The sequence below is a fragment of the Geobacillus sp. genome (assembly GCF_017515625.1).
GTDB classification, from domain to species: domain Bacteria; phylum Bacillota; class Bacilli; order Bacillales; family Anoxybacillaceae; genus Geobacillus; species Geobacillus stearothermophilus.
Map to the genome: position 1 here is coordinate 1 of NZ_JAFWFM010000209.1, position 14,891 is coordinate 14,891.

Genomic DNA, 14,891 nt, shown 5'->3' on the forward strand with positions numbered 1-14,891 from the left:
ATCTCGTTTTCAAACATGAAAGTGGTGCAGGGAATCATCAAAAAAAGGGATGTATGGATCATATATCCATAGAACTAACACCAAAATCAAAGTTGATTTCCAACCATCACGGATTCAGGAATCCACTTTTATGGATTCACGCCACTCAAAATCATTATTTTTAAATTTGCTAAGCTTAGCATTGTAAAATTGACTTAAAGTGTGTTTTACATCGTTGATCAAGTAGATATCTTTTACTTTATCCGTTTTGAAATTTGAAACTTCCCGTACTTTTTGGCATGATGTACAATTTTCATTCTGTTGATTAGACGACTTAGCCAAACTATGTGGAATATGAACTGAATAAGGTTGTAGGAGGAGCAAAGAAGAGAAACAAAGAGCAACGAGATAAGGTACAAATCGTTTCATTACGTAACCAGCCCCTTCATGAATTTATATATCCTTTCTTCAAAAACAACCTACACACGGCTTTACTTGTACTGATTTTACTTTTAACGCTCGTAAGGACATTTTCCGAAATGCGCATCCTCCTCAGCATACAATACCCGATGTGCAAATGAGGCTCAAAGCGACAAGTGGAGAGAGCAAGAAAGATTTTTTCATAAAATACAAACACCTCCGTTAAATCAATATATTTACAATTAAAATTCTATTAGAAATGCAAAAAAAAAAAAAAGAGTATTTATTACTAATGGAAAAATAGTCATATATTCACAAAAATTAGAGGGTACGAACACTCTCCCATCTGCGCTCACGCTTAGAGTTGGGGAATTCTTGGAAATACCCGCCCCACGAGAGGCTGCCAGCCAAGCCGTCCCCGTGCGTCCCATGGTTCGGCTGCCTTGTGACAACAGCAAACGAAGCCCTTCCTCCAACATCATTCCGAGCGAAGTGATGATTCGGATCATGGGGCCCCCTGTATTGCGGGCGCACCCACTCTCGGACATGCAACGGCTGCACGTCGTCCTGCCAGCTCTCGCAATATGAGCAGACTCGATACAAAAAGTGCTGACGACACGGAATCAACGTACAGCCGTCTCATTTCGCTTTATACTCCAGCATCATGAGCAAGCGCCGCACACGAAAATGAACATCGCCCCTTCCCCGCCGATTCGCTGGAAAAGAGGCGATGTCTTCTTATGACTGGCTGCTGTCTCTCGCTTTTAAGGTGACGGATACGGTCGTCTCAAACCCGTCGCGATAGATCGTCAGTTTGATGCGATCACCGACCGCTGTTTTCGTATACAAATATTTGCGCAACGCGCTGACGCTGTCGATTTTCTCCCCGTTGATCGCCGTGATGACGTCTTTCGATTTCAATCCGGCCTCGGCGGCTGGGGAGAACGGTTCGACGGACGTGACGGCCGCCCCGCTTGTGATGTTCGACGGCAATTTCAATTCATTCGTGCGGACGTCATCGGACAAATCCGCCACATCGACAAGCTGGACGCCAAGGTACGGGCGTTTGATTTTCCCATCTTTCATCAGCTGTTCGACGATCGGTTTGACGTTTTCGCTCGGGATCGCAAAGCCGAGCCCTTCGACGCCCGTTTCGGCGATTTTCATGCTGTTGATGCCGATCACTTGCCCCGCGCTGTTGATGAGCGCCCCACCGCTGTTGCCCGAGTTGATCGCGGCGTCCGTTTGGATGACGTCAATTTCCCAATCGCCCGCTGAGGTCGAAACAGGCATCGTCCGCTTGCCGCTGACGATCCCTTCCGTCACCGTCCGCGACAAATCAAGGCCGAGCGGGTTGCCGATTGCCGCGACAGGCTCGCCGATTTTCACCTTCGACGAGTCGCCGAAGCTCGCCACTTTCGTCACCCCTTCAACGGGGATTTTCAAGACGGCAAGGTCGGTGAGTGCATCCGCGCCGACGATGTCGGCTTTCACTTTTTTGCCGTTCGGAAGCGCCACTTCGACTTTGTTTGCCCCTTCAATGACATGGTTGTTCGTCACAATGTAGGCCGCATTGCCTTCTTTTTTAAAGATGACGCCCGACCCCGTCCCCGCTTCCGTATCTTGCGCTTGTTCGGAGAAAAAGTCGACTTGTTTTTGAATGTTGACGACGCCGACGACCGCATCGGCCACTTTATTAATGGCAGCGATCATGTTCGTGTTGACGTTCGCCGTCGGCTGCAGCGGCAGCGCCTCGCTTTTTGCGGTCGTTTCCGCTGTTTCCGTTTGGGAATTCGTTTCTTCATGCATCCATTTCGGCGCCACATACCACGTCGCCGCGCTCCCAATCACCGCCCCTGCGACGGAAGCGGCGAGCCACGATACGAAGCGGCCGCGGCGTTTCGGTTCTGGCGTTGGGGTTGGTTCAAATGGCATCATGTCCATTTGTCCTCTCCTCCTTCATGATCCATGATGGAATATGCAGCATCTTCGAGCGAATGGCCGCCAAGCAGTGAAATGGCGGGCGAAATACGACGATGCCACCGACATCGATCGGCCTTGCATAAAGAGAAGACCAGCGTCGCTGTTTCTTCCGGTTGTTCTGATGCATCGTTTCATCCCTTCCTGCATACGTTATGTCGTCTCCGGCGCTGGCGTCATCCGCTTCTGCTTCCGCCTCCGTCCCGCTGCGAGCGTGCGGATCGACAGGAAAATCCCCGTCGCGGTCAAAATGATCATCGCCACCGCCGCGACATCAACCGCCCAGCGGATGTCAAGCGAACCGATTCTCCCTTCGTGCAGCTGGCGGACGAACATCATGAGCGACGATCCGCCTCCCTCGGCGCGCGGTGCCATCGGGGCCGTAGATGCCCCCGCTCCCGACGTCTGCCCCGCCCCGAACGCGTTCATTCTTTCCTGCGCGGCGCGGTGCATCTCGCCGCGCTCCGCCTGACCGATCAGCCACGGCTCGGATAGAAGGAGCCCCGTCACCGCCTCAACAAGCAAAAAGATCGAACTGATCAGCCCAATCCAAAGATGCAAATTCCTCATTTTCCTCATCGCCGTTTGCCTCCTTTTCCTCTTCGTCCATCATGATAGCCAAGGAAGGTGAAAAAATGGTGAAAATTCTTTTTGAGAGAACAGCCTTCTGCGCGGCGAATGGGCTGCGTTTTCACCGTTTTTTCACGAACGATTTGATATGATTAAGAAGGAAGAGAGACAGAACGGGAGGAATGGCGATGAAAATTTTGCTGGCCGAGGACGATCTTCACCTAGGGGAGCTGATCGTTCACTTATTGAAAAAGAAAGGGATCGACCATATCGATTGGGTGCAGGAAGGGGAAGATGCGTACGACTACGCGCTCGCCGAGTTTTACGATGTCGTCGTGCTCGATTGGATGCTTCCAAACGGCGATGGGGTGGACATTTGTCGACGGTTGAGGCAAAACGGCTACACAGGCGCGATTTTGATGCTGACGGCGAAAGACGCCGTCCACGACCGCGTCACCGGGCTTGAGGCGGGAGCGGACGATTACTTGGTCAAACCGTTTGAAATCGACGAGCTCGTCGCGCGGCTCAAGGCGCTCGCACGGCGGACGTTCGTCCCGCTCCAAGAGGAAAAAGTGGCGTTTCACGGCTTCACCTTAAACCGGACAAGCCATACGCTCCATCGCGGCGATGAAGAGATTTTCCTCACTCCACGCGAGTTTCAGCTTCTCGATTTGCTCGTGCAAAACCAAGGGCAAGTCGTGCCGCGCGAAACGATATTGGACCGCGTTTGGGGGTGGGATGCCGATGTGTCAATGAAAACGATCGACGCGACAATCAAGCTATTGCGCAAAAAGTTGAAAGACGATGTCATCCAAACCGTTCGAGGAGTGGGGTATAAAATTGAAAAATAACTGGAGGGAATGGCGCGACTGGCTGCGCCGCCTAGGAAGCGCCGACTTGTTCCGCCGCGCCCATTGGCGGCTGACAGCGCTCTACAGCGGCATTTTCACGTTGTTTCTCGCCTTGTTTGTCATGATCGCCGCGGCCTTGTTTTACTGGATTGCTACCTCTGACCAAGAGCGGCGCATCAGCCGCCTCGCCGAGCAAGAGGCGAATACGATCGAGCAGTTTTTACTGAAGCAGAGCGATTTTGACTTGTTTCATGACGAAAGCGTCGTCCTGCTTAGTGAAGATCAACTTTTCTTTTACGTAATCGGCCCAAACGGCGATCTGCTTGCTGGGGATGAAATTCATCCGCGCCTGCGCCCGTATTTTTTGAACGTCTTGTCCCGTATGGACACAGGCGAGCGCACCCCTGTATATGTGACCGTGTCGCTGCCCGAGCATATGCCTGGCCTCGCGCGCGAAGCGGCCCGCGACTGGCGCGTGCTCGCCGCCGCCCGTCCGCTCGTCATCCACGGCGATTTCGTGGGCATGCTGTATATCGGCATGGACGTCACGTCGTTTTTCGGCGTGTTCCATTGGCTGCTCATTGTGCTCATCGGCTTATCGGTGCTGTTTCTTGCCGTCGGCGTGGCGCTCAGCTTCTTTATGTCCAAGCGCGCGCTCGCACCGATTGAAGAAGCGTACGAGCGGCAGCGCCAGTTCGTCGCCGACGCCTCTCATGAGCTGCGGACGCCGCTCAGCGTCGTCTTCTCGTCCGTCGAGGCGCTTGCGCTTGAGGAGGATGTGATGAAAAACGACTTTGCCCACCGCCTGCTCGACCGCCTGCGTGACGAATTGAAGCGAATCACGAAACTGATGAACGACTTGTTGACGCTCGCCCGCGCGGATGCGAAACACGCCGCGCTGGAGCTTTCAAAACAAACGTTCGATTTCCGCCCGCACGCCGAGCGCACGTTCCAGCTCATGTCGGAACTGGCGGCGAAAAAACAGATTACAATGCATTTTCACGCTCCCGAGCAAGCGCTCGTCACCGCTGACCCGGACAAATTGACGCAGCTATTGTACATTTTGCTCGACAACGCGATCAAATACACCCCCGAAGGCGGCGAGGTGACGCTGTCGATCCGCACCGAGCCAAAGCACGTGTTCCTTTCCGTCAAAGACACCGGCATCGGCATCCCGCCGGAAGACATCGGCCGCATTTTCGACCGCTTTTACCGCGTCGACAAAGCGCGCTCGCGCCAACAAGGCGGCCACGGCCTCGGGCTGTCGATCGCCAAATGGATCGTCGACGCCCACGGCGGCGCGATCCACGTCCATAGTCAAATCGGGGAAGGAACCGAATTTCTTGTTCGTCTTCCTTGCTAAATCCGGGGGACAAAACAGCAAGGCCAAGGCTTCCTTCCCCCAACAGAACGCGCCGTCGAGTGAGAAAAATGAAACATAAATATTGCTGTTGCGAATCGAACGTATTCATGTTATGATTTAAAACGCGATGACCAAATCGTCCATTTAGTCAAAACAAAGGATGAATGCCCATGTCGGATAAAAAACAACAAATTATTGATGCCGCCACCAAATCATTTTCGCTGTTCGGCTACAAAGCAACGACAATGGATCAAGTAGCGAAGATGGCTAATGTCGGGAAAGGAACGATTTATACATTTTTCAAAAGCAAAGAAGAGCTGCTTGACCATATCGTTTCCTCTGTTATATCCGAAATTAAGCATGAAGCGGATGCGGCTATGGATGATCGTTTGTCGTTCAGCGAAAACGTCCAACGCGCCTTGCAACGTATTTTTACGTTCCGCCAGGAACATGAATTAACCATCAAACTTTTGCAGGAAGTTCGCGATATTGGCACCGCAGCTGTACGAGAGGTGATGAAACGCCTTGATCGCGAAATGATTGCCTATATTCGCGAAAAAATTGAAGAAGCGATGGCAAAAGGGGAAATTCGCCCTTGCGATCCTGAGTTGACGGCATTTTTCATGTTTAAAATGTACATCGCACTAAGCATTGAATGGGAAAAAGAGCACGAACCATTGTCTCAACAAACCATTGCCGAACTGTTTGATCTGTATTTGCTGAAAGGATTGTCTCCATGATAATCCTTCACTTTTTGGGCTAAAAATGACTAAATGGACGAATCAGTCATAATTATACACAAAGGAGGTTCGGGCATGCACGCATTTCAATTATGGTTGAAAGAATGGAAGGCCATTCTGACCAACCGCAAAGTACTGATTCCTGTCATAGCTGTATTATTCATCCCTCTTCTATACAGCGGCATGTTTCTATGGGCATTTTGGGATCCATACAATCATTTGGATGAACTTCCCGTCGCTGTAGTCAACCAAGACAAAGGGGCAATGCTCGACGGAAAGGAGATTCATCTTGGAAAAGATCTCGTCGAGAAGTTAAAAGAGAACAAACAGTTTGACTGGCATTTTGTAACCGAACATGAAGGGGAAAAAGGGTTAAAAGAACAAAAATATTATATGCTCATTCAAATCCCTGACGATTTTTCCCGGAATGCGACAACGCTGCAAGACGATCATCCGAAAAAACTGGAGCTCATTTACAAACCGAATGAGGGATTTAACTTTCTATCGGCACAAATCGGTCAAACTGCAGTTGAAAAAATAAAAAACGAAGTAGCGAACGCCATAACAGAAACATATGCCGAAAGCATGTTTGATACGATTCAAACCGTCGCTGACGGATTGACAAAAGCGAGCGACGGAGCCGCACGACTGCATGACGGACTCAGCCAAGCACAAAACGGAACAAACCGACTGTATGATGGCATGAAAAAAGCACAAGACGGAAGTGAAACGTTATATCACCATTTAGCGACACTCGCGGAAAAATCCGTGAGCTTTACTGACGGACTGCACCAAGCTGCCAGTGGCTCATTGCAAGTTCAAACCGGAATCGAAACGCTTTACAACGGGATGAAACAAATGACCGCTGGGCAAGAGAAACTCCTCTCCGGAGCCAAGCAGGCTCAACAAGGAACAGCGAATCTTGCTTCAGGGACAAGACGCGTATATGAGGGAATGCAAGCGCTCGACGCCCGCATTCCGCAGCTTTTACAAGGATCTGAAAAATTGAGCGATGGAGCGGCAAAGCTCACAGCTTCACTGGCTCAGTGGCAGGAAGGAGCCGCAAAAGTTCAAACAGGAGCAGCACAAGTCGCAAACGGTCTTGAGCAGTTGGACACACAGTTGGATGCGCTCATCAAGGCAACTCCCCAAGAGCAACAGAGAGCCGTATACGAACAATTAAAACAAAAGATCATGCAGCTATCATCAGGAAGCCAACAAGTCAAAAACGGCCTTGCAGAGTTAAATAGCGGCGCCCAATCGTTGCACTCTGGAGCCTCTTCTTTGCACGAAGGAGCCCGACGGCTGCACGAAGGGCATATCGCTCTCGATCGCGGAGTCGACAAACTGCTTGCCGGTCAACAACAACTTGTCAATGGCGCAGACGCACTGGCGAATGGCCAAGAACAACTCGTCAGCGGCATGAACACAATGTATGAAAAAATGCAAGAAGCTGCACAAGGAGCAAGCCAGCTTGCCCATGGCAGTGGAACACTTTCTTCAGGCCTGCAAACATTGGCTCAAGGAGCAGATCGGCTTCAAGATGGCACGCGTCGGTTGGCAAACGGTTCACAACAAGTAGCGGATGGAACGAAGAAATTAACGAACGGGACAAAACATTTGCAAGATGGTGTCAACCAACTGACAGACGGCTCAAAAGAATTGGCGAATAAGTTGAAAGAAGGAGCCGAACGAGCAAGCGATGTCAAGGCCAATGAGGCTGTCTACGACATGTTTGCCCAACCAGTGAATCTCCACAAGGAAGAAATCAATAAAGTGCCGAACTACGGAACAGGGTTTACGCCGTACTTCTTGTCACTCGGATTGTTTGTGGGTGCGCTGTTGCTTTCCATCGTCTTTCCGCTTCGCGAACCAGCAGGGGTTCCACGTTCGCCATTGCATTGGTTTTTGGCTAAATTCGGCGTCTTGTTCGGCGTTGGGATTTTGCAAGCACTGCTGGCGGATGTCGTGTTGCTGGTTGGACTCGATTTACACGTAAAAAGCGTCCCGCTCTTTATCGTGTTTAGCATTGTCACTAGCATCACATTTTTATCTGTCATTCAATTTCTTGTTACCGTGTTCGGCGATCCAGGAAGATTTATCGCGATTGTCGTGCTGATTTTGCAATTGACAACAAGCGCGGGAACATTCCCACTCAAACTGATTCCACACTCGTTGCAACACTTTAACGCATGGCTTCCGATGACGTATTCGATTTTCGGATTGAAAGCGGTCATCTCAAGCGGTGATTTCTCGTTTATGTGGGAAAACCTCAGCAAGCTGCTGCTATTTATTGTTGCCATGATGATGGGAACACTCGTTTATTTGACTATCCAACATCGCCGCCAATTTGCAACAGTCATCGAACAAGCTTCTGAAGCGTAATTGCTTCAGAAGCTTGTTTTTTTCTATCGACCCTTGCCATCGTTATCATTCTTTCATGATGTTTCTCCGATGCAAGGGACGATGATGGAGAACAGTTTTTCATGTTCTTCCTCACATTTCAACTAATGATTCTTGAACGGTGAGACAGGCGTTATGAGCCGCTTCAGCGTTTTTTCGCAAACGGAACGTCGCCCTGCTTCAGGCGATGCAACAGGTGGAGGGCGTGGAGAATGCCAAATATATCAACGCATTCACAACCGCGTTGATATACTGCATAACCAAGTCTCCGACATCGCGGATTTCGATGGGAAACAGGCGGATGATGAGGACAGACACCGCGATGATGAGGAACGAACCGATCAGAGTACCGCCGAACCGCGCCTGCGGATGCCATCGAATTCTCGATAGGCCGACGATCAACGAACCGATGGCAACCCCCAAAAACGAGCCGTACGCATAATATCCAACATAAAACGTCGGAAACAAAAAGGAAAACCACAACACCAACAAAGCGCCGCCCACATCAACCCCATACGACCGAACCACGTCTTTCCTTCCTCCCCCGTCATGTCATGCGAACATCACCGTTCATCTCGCGGCTCCCCCCTAATGGATGATATGCTCAAAACCCCTTCAAAAAACATTCGCTTTTCACCTAATTTTCTCCTTCCCCTTCTACAATACAAACCGTAAGCCAGTCCACCACACAAAAGGAGGTGACGAGATTGAAGAAAGCTCGGGCAGTTTTTCTGCTCGCCCTTGTTGCCCTTGCAGGGGTCAGCCTGTTTCACATTCTCACTCCGCATGAAGTGATGGCGCACGGGCGGCCGGGCGCTCCGTTTGACGGCATGCCGGGCGGATTCGGTCATCCCCATCGGGAGTTCATCATGGAGCAGCGTGGAGGCTGGATGATGCCGATGTTGTTCCTAAAGTGGCTCATCCCTCTTTTGCTTGCCGCTGCCGGGGCCGTATGGCTCGCCGCGGCGCGGTCGAAGCGCTGGATCGGCTGGGTGCTCGTCACGCTCGGAATTGCGGCGTTGCTGCCGAAATGGGTGTTGCTTTTGCTTGCACTGGCCGCGGTGTACGCCTTGGGACGTCGCCAAGCGCGCAAACCATCTGCTGTTGAGGTGTTGATGCCAGCGGCGCCATTCGTTTCCACCGATTGGCTTGATGAATGGAAAAAAACGATTCAAAAGGAGGCACAAACAAATGGGCATTTTTCGCCGAATGAAGACGATCGTTCTCGCTGAAGTGAACGAACAAATCGACCGCTGGGAAGACCCTGTCGCCATGACGAAACAATATTTGCGCGAACTTGAAGAACAGCTCGAACGAGGGCGCCAGGCGCTCGCCCAGCAATGGGTCGCCGAGCAGCGCTATGAGACGCTCATCGCCCAAGCGGAGGCGACGATTGAAAAACGGAGCCGCCAAGCGAAACTGGCGCTCGAGCGCAACGAAGAAGCCGTCGCCAAACTCGCCTTGCGCGACAAGCTGTTGTATGAGAAAAAACTGGAGGCGTACAAACAACAATACGACGCCATCAAAGCGAAAACAGCCGAAGTCGCCAACCGTCTAAACCAACTGCGCGAGCGGTACGACGAGCTCGCAGCTAAGCAGCTGGAGCTCGCTACCCGCGTTAACGCCGCGCAAGCGTTGAAGCAAATCGACTCGGCGCTCGCCTCCTTTTCCGCCGACGAGGCGCTGCGCGGCTTTGTCCGCATAGAAGAGCGCGTCATCGCCTTAGAAGCCGAGGCAGCCGCTGTCCGATTCGGAACGAACGTCGTGTTGTCCCCTGTGCCATTTGATGAAGAAGTCGAACGTGAGTTAGCCAAGTGGAAAGAAGCCCAAGCCAATAACGCCTAATCTCCTCCCCCTTTGACATAGATGACCCCCTTGCCGGGCAGGCAAGGGGGATGGTGTTTGTTCAGGGAAATGACACCGCTCCCCACCGTCGCACGGCCTGACTCTCGCTTTCCCCGTTCGGAAGCAAAATCGTTTCCTTTGTTTTCCCATCGTGGTAAAATCATTATAGAAACGAAATAATATAGGAGATGACCTCCTATGAACTGGAAGCGAAGCGTCCGCGTTCTTTGGCTGTGCAATTTCATGGTGTCGGCGGGAATGACGATGGTCATTCCGTTTTTGTCGCTGCTGTTGTGGGAAATGGGCATCACCGAGCACCATTCGTTGAGCGTCTGGACCGGTCTTGTCTTTTCGGCGACGTTTTTGTCGGCGGCCATCATGGCGCCGATTTGGGGCATGTTCGCCGACAAGTACGGCCAGCGCGCCAACCTCATCCGCGCGGGGATCGGCATGGGCTTGATCACCGGATGCATGGCGTTCGCCGCCTCACCGATGGCGCTGCTTGCTCTCCGATTTCTTGTCGGCTTTTTCTCTGGATTTATCACTGTCTCGTTTTCATACTTGGCCCGCGTTGTGCCGAGAGACCATAGCGGCGAGGCTCTCGGGACGCTGCAGACGGGAAGCATCGCCGGCAACATCATCGGACCTCTCATCGGCGGCGCCTTATCCGACCTGTTCGGCTTCCGCCCGGTGTTTCTCGTGACCGGGCTTTGCATTTTACTGACGCTCTTACCGGTCATTTTTTGGCTCGAAAAAGATCCCGTCGTGCCGCAGACAAAAGAAAACAAGGCCAGCTTCAAAGAAGTATTCAGACACCGGCCGCTCATCGTCTTATTTATCGCCACGTTTCTCGTGCAAATTGCGGTTCTTGGCGTCAACTCGATGATGACGATTTTTGTCCAGTCGCTCGTCGGCCATTCTCGCAATCTCGCCTTTCTATCCGGCCTCGCCTCGTCGATCACCGGCATCGCGACGATCATCGGCGCACCGTACTTAGGGAAACTCGGCGACCGGATCGGGCAGGAGAAAACATTACCGATACTGCTTGTGCTGTCCGGCTTGTTCGCCTTGCCGCAAGTATGGACGGACCATCTTTATGAATTGTACGTCTGGCGCTTCTTGCAAGGGCTTGTCGTCGGCGGGGTATGGCCTGCCCTTCAAGCGCTGATCAACGCGCAATGCCCGCGCCGCATCCAAGGCCGCGTGTTCGGCGTCACAGCCAGCTCCCGCTTTCTCGGCAACCTCGCTGGTCCGACGGCAGCGGGAGCCATCGCAGGATTCGCATCCATTTCGGCCATTTTCGCCTTGTCAGGGCTGCTCCTCATCGCCACAGGGGCTTTGGTCGGATCCACCACCCACGATCGCGCATGGCGTGAAGACATGAAAGAAAAAATCGCCGCCTGGGCGCACCGCCTTCACATCCGCCACTGACAGCGCGGCCAAGATCATAAATAAACGACCTGAGAGGAATCCCTTTCAGGCCGTTTTCGATCATTCTCCCATCCGTCGAAGCAGCGAATACGGAATCGCCTCCCCCACCCGCCCGTTGCGCCCGGTCGTCGTCTCGGCCATCGTAAGCGAATTCCAAATCGCTTCCTCGGTCGCCTCAATCGCCGCCTGGAACAGCTCATTCATGAGCGGCGCGTCATCACGGACGAGCGGAGGGAACGGTTGAAGAGCAGAATCCGAAAAATGGGGAATGGTATAAGCATTGGAAAACGCAATGACAATGTCGCCGCTCCCGTGATGGACGCAGCTTCCCGTCCGCCCGAGCCCCACCGCCGCCCGCTTCGCCAGCCGCTTCAACTGCCGCGCATCAAGCGGCGCATCGGTCGCGACGATCATCATAATCGAACCAGCCGGCACATCCCGTTCATCAAACGACGGCGGCACATACGGCGCAAACCGCAACTCCTCACGCCGGCCGAAATTGCTCACGACCAGCGCCCCGACCGTATATCCCCTGCTCACGACCCGCGACGAGCTGCCAACGCCCCCTTTCCAGCCGAAGCACATCATACCCGTCCCCGCGCCGATCGCCCCTTCTTCCATCTCCACCCGCGCCGCGGCAATCGCCTCTTTCGCATGCTCCTTCGTCACCGAAAGCGCCCGCGCCGTATTCAAATAGCTGTCATTGCATTCCCCGACGACAATGTTGACCGACCCGGTCGTATCTCCGATCTCCGGCGTCATCGCAAGCATATACTCAAGCGTCCCTTGCCAAACAGCGCCGACACTGAACGTATTGGTCAGCATAATCGGCGACTCGATCAACCCAAGTTCCTCGACCTGCACCAACCCGACCGTTTTCCCAAAACCGTTCAAAACAAAACAAGCCGCGGGCACCTTCTCCAAAAACCAGTTGCCCCCATGCGGCAACACCGCCGTCACCCCAGTGCGGATCACTGTCCGCTCATTCATATCTTCCCGAATCGTCACATGACCGACCCGCACCCCAGGCACATCGGTGACTTGATTGCGCTCCCCTGTCGGAAGCGTGCCGATGGAAAAACCGAGATCGCGAAGCTTGCGGCGCATCCATCCCACCCCTGTCGCTTTTCTCCGCCTTCTTTCAAACCGTCCAACGCCAACGCAGCATGTCCGCCGACACGACGGTGAACGAGAAAGAAGCGTGATTGTTCCCATGTCAAGTATATCGCATCGGACTGAGGAAATGCAGCAGCGGCAAAGAAAGGCAGTGAACAACCATGCCTGGTGGATCAATGGGGCCATACAAAAAAAGCAGATGCCAAAACGTTCTCCATGTGCGAAACAAAAAAGCGGCTTCCTGCAAAGCAAGCGGCGCAAGAATGAGCAGCCGAAGCAAAACGAAGCGGTCGATCGGGGAAGTGCAGCCATCCGGTTTCTTCAAACGGAAGACGTTCATACGATGGCGTGACATTGAAGAGGGTTTCGCCTCTTATAGGCGCGACAAAAACTGGGCGGAAACGCGTGGAGAAAGCGGCCGACTCCGGTTTCAATCCCTCGTAGGTACGATAAAAACGGTTTTCTTGCAAAGCCGCTACCCACTCCGCAGGTGGTTTCAATCCCTCATAGGTACGATAAAAACTAGCTGTTCTTTATATACAGAGTGATTTATGGGTTTGGTTTCAATCCCTCATAGGTACGATAAAAACATATCCTCGATTACCTCTGCCCATGTTTCATTGTGTGAGTTTCAATCCCTCATAGGTACGATAAAAACCTGACAGAGAGGATCGAGCAGTGGGTGTCGCAGTAGTTTCAATCCCTCATAGGTACGATAAAAACCTGGACGGGGACACTATGGAGCGGTCAGCTCCAAAGTTTCAATCCCTCATAGGTACGATAAAAACGGAGAGGCTTCTATTAGTGAGATCAACCGTATGCTCGAGTTTCAATCCCTCATAGGTACGATAAAAACTACCATAGTACATGCAAAAATCAAATGCGTACATGGTTTCAATCCCTCATAGGTACGATAAAAACTTCGTTGTAACGGTCGATCACCAACTCTGTCACTTCAGTTTCAATCCCTCATAGGTACGATAAAAACCAACGGATTCCATTGTGACATTGCATGGAGTAGTAGGAGTTTCAATCCCTCATAGGTACGATAAAAACTCAGGTACAGGCCGCTATATCATTGAGGAAAACATGTTTCAATCCCTCATAGGTACGATAAAAACGGAATGACCACTGCGTTGATGTTTTGAATGTTAGGGAGGTTTCAATCCCTCATAGGTACGATAAAAACGGGAGAAGCTGCTTATCGCGTTCACGCGTTCAAAAGTTTCAATCCCTCATAGGTACGATAAAAACGTTTTGCAAAAACACGCTCAGACGCGACACGCTCCAAGTTTCAATCCCTCATAGGTACGATAAAAACCGGTGTGGGCTCGAAAATGACTCCCTTGCGCGAACCCGGTTTCAATCCCTCATAGGTACGATAAAAACTATGCCGCGAAAGCCTCTTGACGCGGTCTTTTTGTATATAGTTTCAATCCCTCATAGGTACGATAAAAACCCTAAAGGAAAAGCCTGACCCATTCTTGCGTCGTGTGTTTCAATCCCTCATAGGTACGATAAAAACTCAAAGTTTTCCATGTAAAATGAAACCACTTTCATGGTTTCAATCCCTCATAGGTACGATAAAAACCAGGAAAGGGGTTTCAGCCGGCATGAATTTGGCATGGTTTCAATCCCTCATAGGTACGATAAAAACTAGGAGTGTCGGACGTTCGTCGTTTACCCAATGATCGGTTTCAATACCTCATAGGTACGATAAAAACGGAGAAAAGTGTTTGCATTTGCTGGGGAAGAAAGAAGGTTTCAATCCCTCATAGGTACGATAAAAACGTATAGGGAGGAACTGCTGAGGTTTGCGACAATGATTGTTTCAATCCCTCATAGGTACGATAAAAACTTCGATGTAGTATGACGCCGATGTTCGGTTCGTTAGGAGTTTCAATCCCTCATAGGTACGATAAAAACTCAATACAAAGCGACGATTGAACACATCGAGGAATGTTTCAATCCCTCATAGGTACGATAAAAACTACGCCAACGAGGACCATGGGGCTTTCACAATCAATGTTTCAATCCCTCATAGGTACGATAAAAACTTGCTCGTGTGGATGAAATTCATGGAGAGAAAGAAAAGTTTCAATCCCTCATAGGTACGATAAAAACGCGAAGCATGAAAAGCAATTGAAGCTTTTGCAGAGTCGTTTCAATCCCTCATAGGTACGATAAAAACGC

The 14,891-nt window shown here is 51.5% G+C and carries 13 protein-coding genes, 1 pseudogene and 1 CRISPR repeat array; of the genes and pseudogenes, 8 read left to right on the forward strand and 6 right to left on the reverse strand.

Annotated elements, in window-relative coordinates; translation table 11 throughout:
- Positions 1–114: 114 nt before the first annotated feature.
- From IKE44_RS12135 to IKE44_RS12150, 4 genes and pseudogenes are all read right to left on the reverse strand, one after another.
- Positions 115–408 (reverse strand): hypothetical protein, encoded by a 294-nt coding sequence (locus IKE44_RS12135; protein ID WP_287466027.1) that lies wholly within the window; start codon positions 406–408, stop codon positions 115–117.
- A gap of 729 nt (positions 409–1,137) precedes the next feature.
- Positions 1,138–2,343 (reverse strand): S1C family serine protease, encoded by a 1,206-nt coding sequence (locus tag IKE44_RS12140; RefSeq protein WP_287466029.1) that lies wholly within the window; start codon positions 2,341–2,343, stop codon positions 1,138–1,140.
- Positions 2,324–2,509: a hypothetical protein gene (locus IKE44_RS12145; RefSeq protein WP_033016953.1), complete on the reverse strand. Its 186-nt coding sequence runs from the start codon at positions 2,507–2,509 to the stop codon at positions 2,324–2,326. The genes IKE44_RS12140 and IKE44_RS12145 overlap by 20 nt, the downstream gene beginning before the upstream one ends.
- Positions 2,510–2,532: 23 nt before the next feature.
- Positions 2,533–2,970, reverse strand: a pseudogene (locus IKE44_RS12150) (PepSY-associated TM helix domain-containing protein); the annotation flags it as partial.
- 167 nt (positions 2,971–3,137) lie between these two features.
- Between IKE44_RS12150 and IKE44_RS12155 the strand changes: the two are divergent.
- The 4 genes from IKE44_RS12155 (at position 3,138) to IKE44_RS12170 (ending at position 8,288) form a co-directional block, all read left to right on the forward strand.
- Positions 3,138–3,800: a response regulator transcription factor gene (locus tag IKE44_RS12155; RefSeq protein WP_033016949.1), complete on the forward strand. Its 663-nt coding sequence runs from the start codon at positions 3,138–3,140 to the stop codon at positions 3,798–3,800.
- Positions 3,790–5,163: a sensor histidine kinase gene (locus tag IKE44_RS12160; protein ID WP_049624126.1), complete on the forward strand. Its 1,374-nt coding sequence runs from the start codon at positions 3,790–3,792 to the stop codon at positions 5,161–5,163. The genes IKE44_RS12155 and IKE44_RS12160 overlap by 11 nt, the downstream gene beginning before the upstream one ends.
- A gap of 170 nt (positions 5,164–5,333) precedes the next feature.
- The gene (locus IKE44_RS12165) at positions 5,334–5,903 is read left to right on the forward strand and encodes a TetR/AcrR family transcriptional regulator (protein WP_033016946.1); all 570 of its coding nucleotides are present in this window, start codon (positions 5,334–5,336) and stop codon (positions 5,901–5,903) included.
- Positions 5,904–5,978: 75 nt separating this feature from the next.
- Positions 5,979–8,288 carry a YhgE/Pip family protein gene (locus IKE44_RS12170; RefSeq protein WP_287466033.1) on the forward strand — a complete coding sequence of 770 codons (2,310 nt, stop codon included), beginning with the start codon at positions 5,979–5,981 and terminating at the stop codon, positions 8,286–8,288.
- A 198-nt stretch (positions 8,289–8,486) separates the two neighbouring features.
- Here IKE44_RS12170 and IKE44_RS12175 read toward each other — a convergent pair whose 3' ends face one another.
- Entirely contained in the window at positions 8,487–8,834 is a 348-nt protein-coding gene (locus tag IKE44_RS12175) for a hypothetical protein (RefSeq protein ID WP_033016941.1), read from the reverse strand.
- A gap of 179 nt (positions 8,835–9,013) precedes the next feature.
- On the opposite strand from IKE44_RS12175, the gene IKE44_RS12180 reads away from it, so the two are divergent.
- The 3 genes from IKE44_RS12180 (at position 9,014) to IKE44_RS12190 (ending at position 11,582) form a co-directional block, all read left to right on the forward strand.
- Entirely contained in the window at positions 9,014–9,538 is a 525-nt protein-coding gene (locus IKE44_RS12180) for a hypothetical protein (protein ID WP_033016940.1), read from the forward strand.
- A complete protein-coding gene (locus IKE44_RS12185; RefSeq protein WP_033016939.1) occupies positions 9,498–10,151 on the forward strand; it encodes a PspA/IM30 family protein in 654 nt (217 codons plus the stop codon). The genes IKE44_RS12180 and IKE44_RS12185 overlap by 41 nt, the downstream gene beginning before the upstream one ends.
- A gap of 198 nt (positions 10,152–10,349) precedes the next feature.
- Positions 10,350–11,582 carry an MFS transporter gene (locus tag IKE44_RS12190; protein WP_049624121.1) on the forward strand — a complete coding sequence of 411 codons (1,233 nt, stop codon included), beginning with the start codon at positions 10,350–10,352 and terminating at the stop codon, positions 11,580–11,582.
- A 60-nt stretch (positions 11,583–11,642) separates the two neighbouring features.
- On the opposite strand, the gene IKE44_RS12195 is transcribed toward IKE44_RS12190, so the two are convergent.
- Positions 11,643–12,689: a DmpA family aminopeptidase gene (locus tag IKE44_RS12195; protein ID WP_049624120.1), complete on the reverse strand. Its 1,047-nt coding sequence runs from the start codon at positions 12,687–12,689 to the stop codon at positions 11,643–11,645.
- Positions 12,690–12,897: 208 nt separating this feature from the next.
- On the opposite strand from IKE44_RS12195, the gene IKE44_RS12200 reads away from it, so the two are divergent.
- Complete coding sequence (locus tag IKE44_RS12200) at positions 12,898–13,050, forward strand: hypothetical protein (RefSeq protein WP_231107682.1); 153 nt, start codon at positions 12,898–12,900, stop codon at positions 13,048–13,050.
- A 75-nt stretch (positions 13,051–13,125) separates the two neighbouring features.
- Positions 13,126–14,889: direct repeats of the CRISPR family, unit length 30 nt; unit sequence GTTTCAATCCCTCATAGGTACGATAAAAAC.
- Positions 14,890–14,891 lie beyond the last annotated feature (2 nt).

Bases quoted from the DNA above. Each gene is read 5' to 3' on its own strand.
- IKE44_RS12190 (WP_049624121.1), top strand. From the start codon at position 10,350: ATGAACTGGAAGCGAAGCGTCCGCGTTCTTTGGCTGTGCAATTTCATG.
- IKE44_RS12185 (WP_033016939.1), top strand. From the start codon at position 9,498: ATGGGCATTTTTCGCCGAATGAAGACGATCGTTCTCGCTGAAGTGAAC.
- IKE44_RS12155 (WP_033016949.1), top strand. From the start codon at position 3,138: ATGAAAATTTTGCTGGCCGAGGACGATCTTCACCTAGGGGAGCTGATC.
- IKE44_RS12165 (WP_033016946.1), top strand. From the start codon at position 5,334: ATGTCGGATAAAAAACAACAAATTATTGATGCCGCCACCAAATCATTT.
- IKE44_RS12145 (WP_033016953.1), bottom strand. From the start codon at position 2,509: ATGCATCAGAACAACCGGAAGAAACAGCGACGCTGGTCTTCTCTTTAT.
- IKE44_RS12140 (WP_287466029.1), bottom strand. From the start codon at position 2,343: ATGGACATGATGCCATTTGAACCAACCCCAACGCCAGAACCGAAACGC.
- IKE44_RS12135 (WP_287466027.1), bottom strand. From the start codon at position 408: ATGAAACGATTTGTACCTTATCTCGTTGCTCTTTGTTTCTCTTCTTTG.
- IKE44_RS12195 (WP_049624120.1), bottom strand. From the start codon at position 12,689: ATGCGCCGCAAGCTTCGCGATCTCGGTTTTTCCATCGGCACGCTTCCG.
- IKE44_RS12170 (WP_287466033.1), top strand. From the start codon at position 5,979: ATGCACGCATTTCAATTATGGTTGAAAGAATGGAAGGCCATTCTGACC.
- IKE44_RS12200 (WP_231107682.1), top strand. From the start codon at position 12,898: ATGCCAAAACGTTCTCCATGTGCGAAACAAAAAAGCGGCTTCCTGCAA.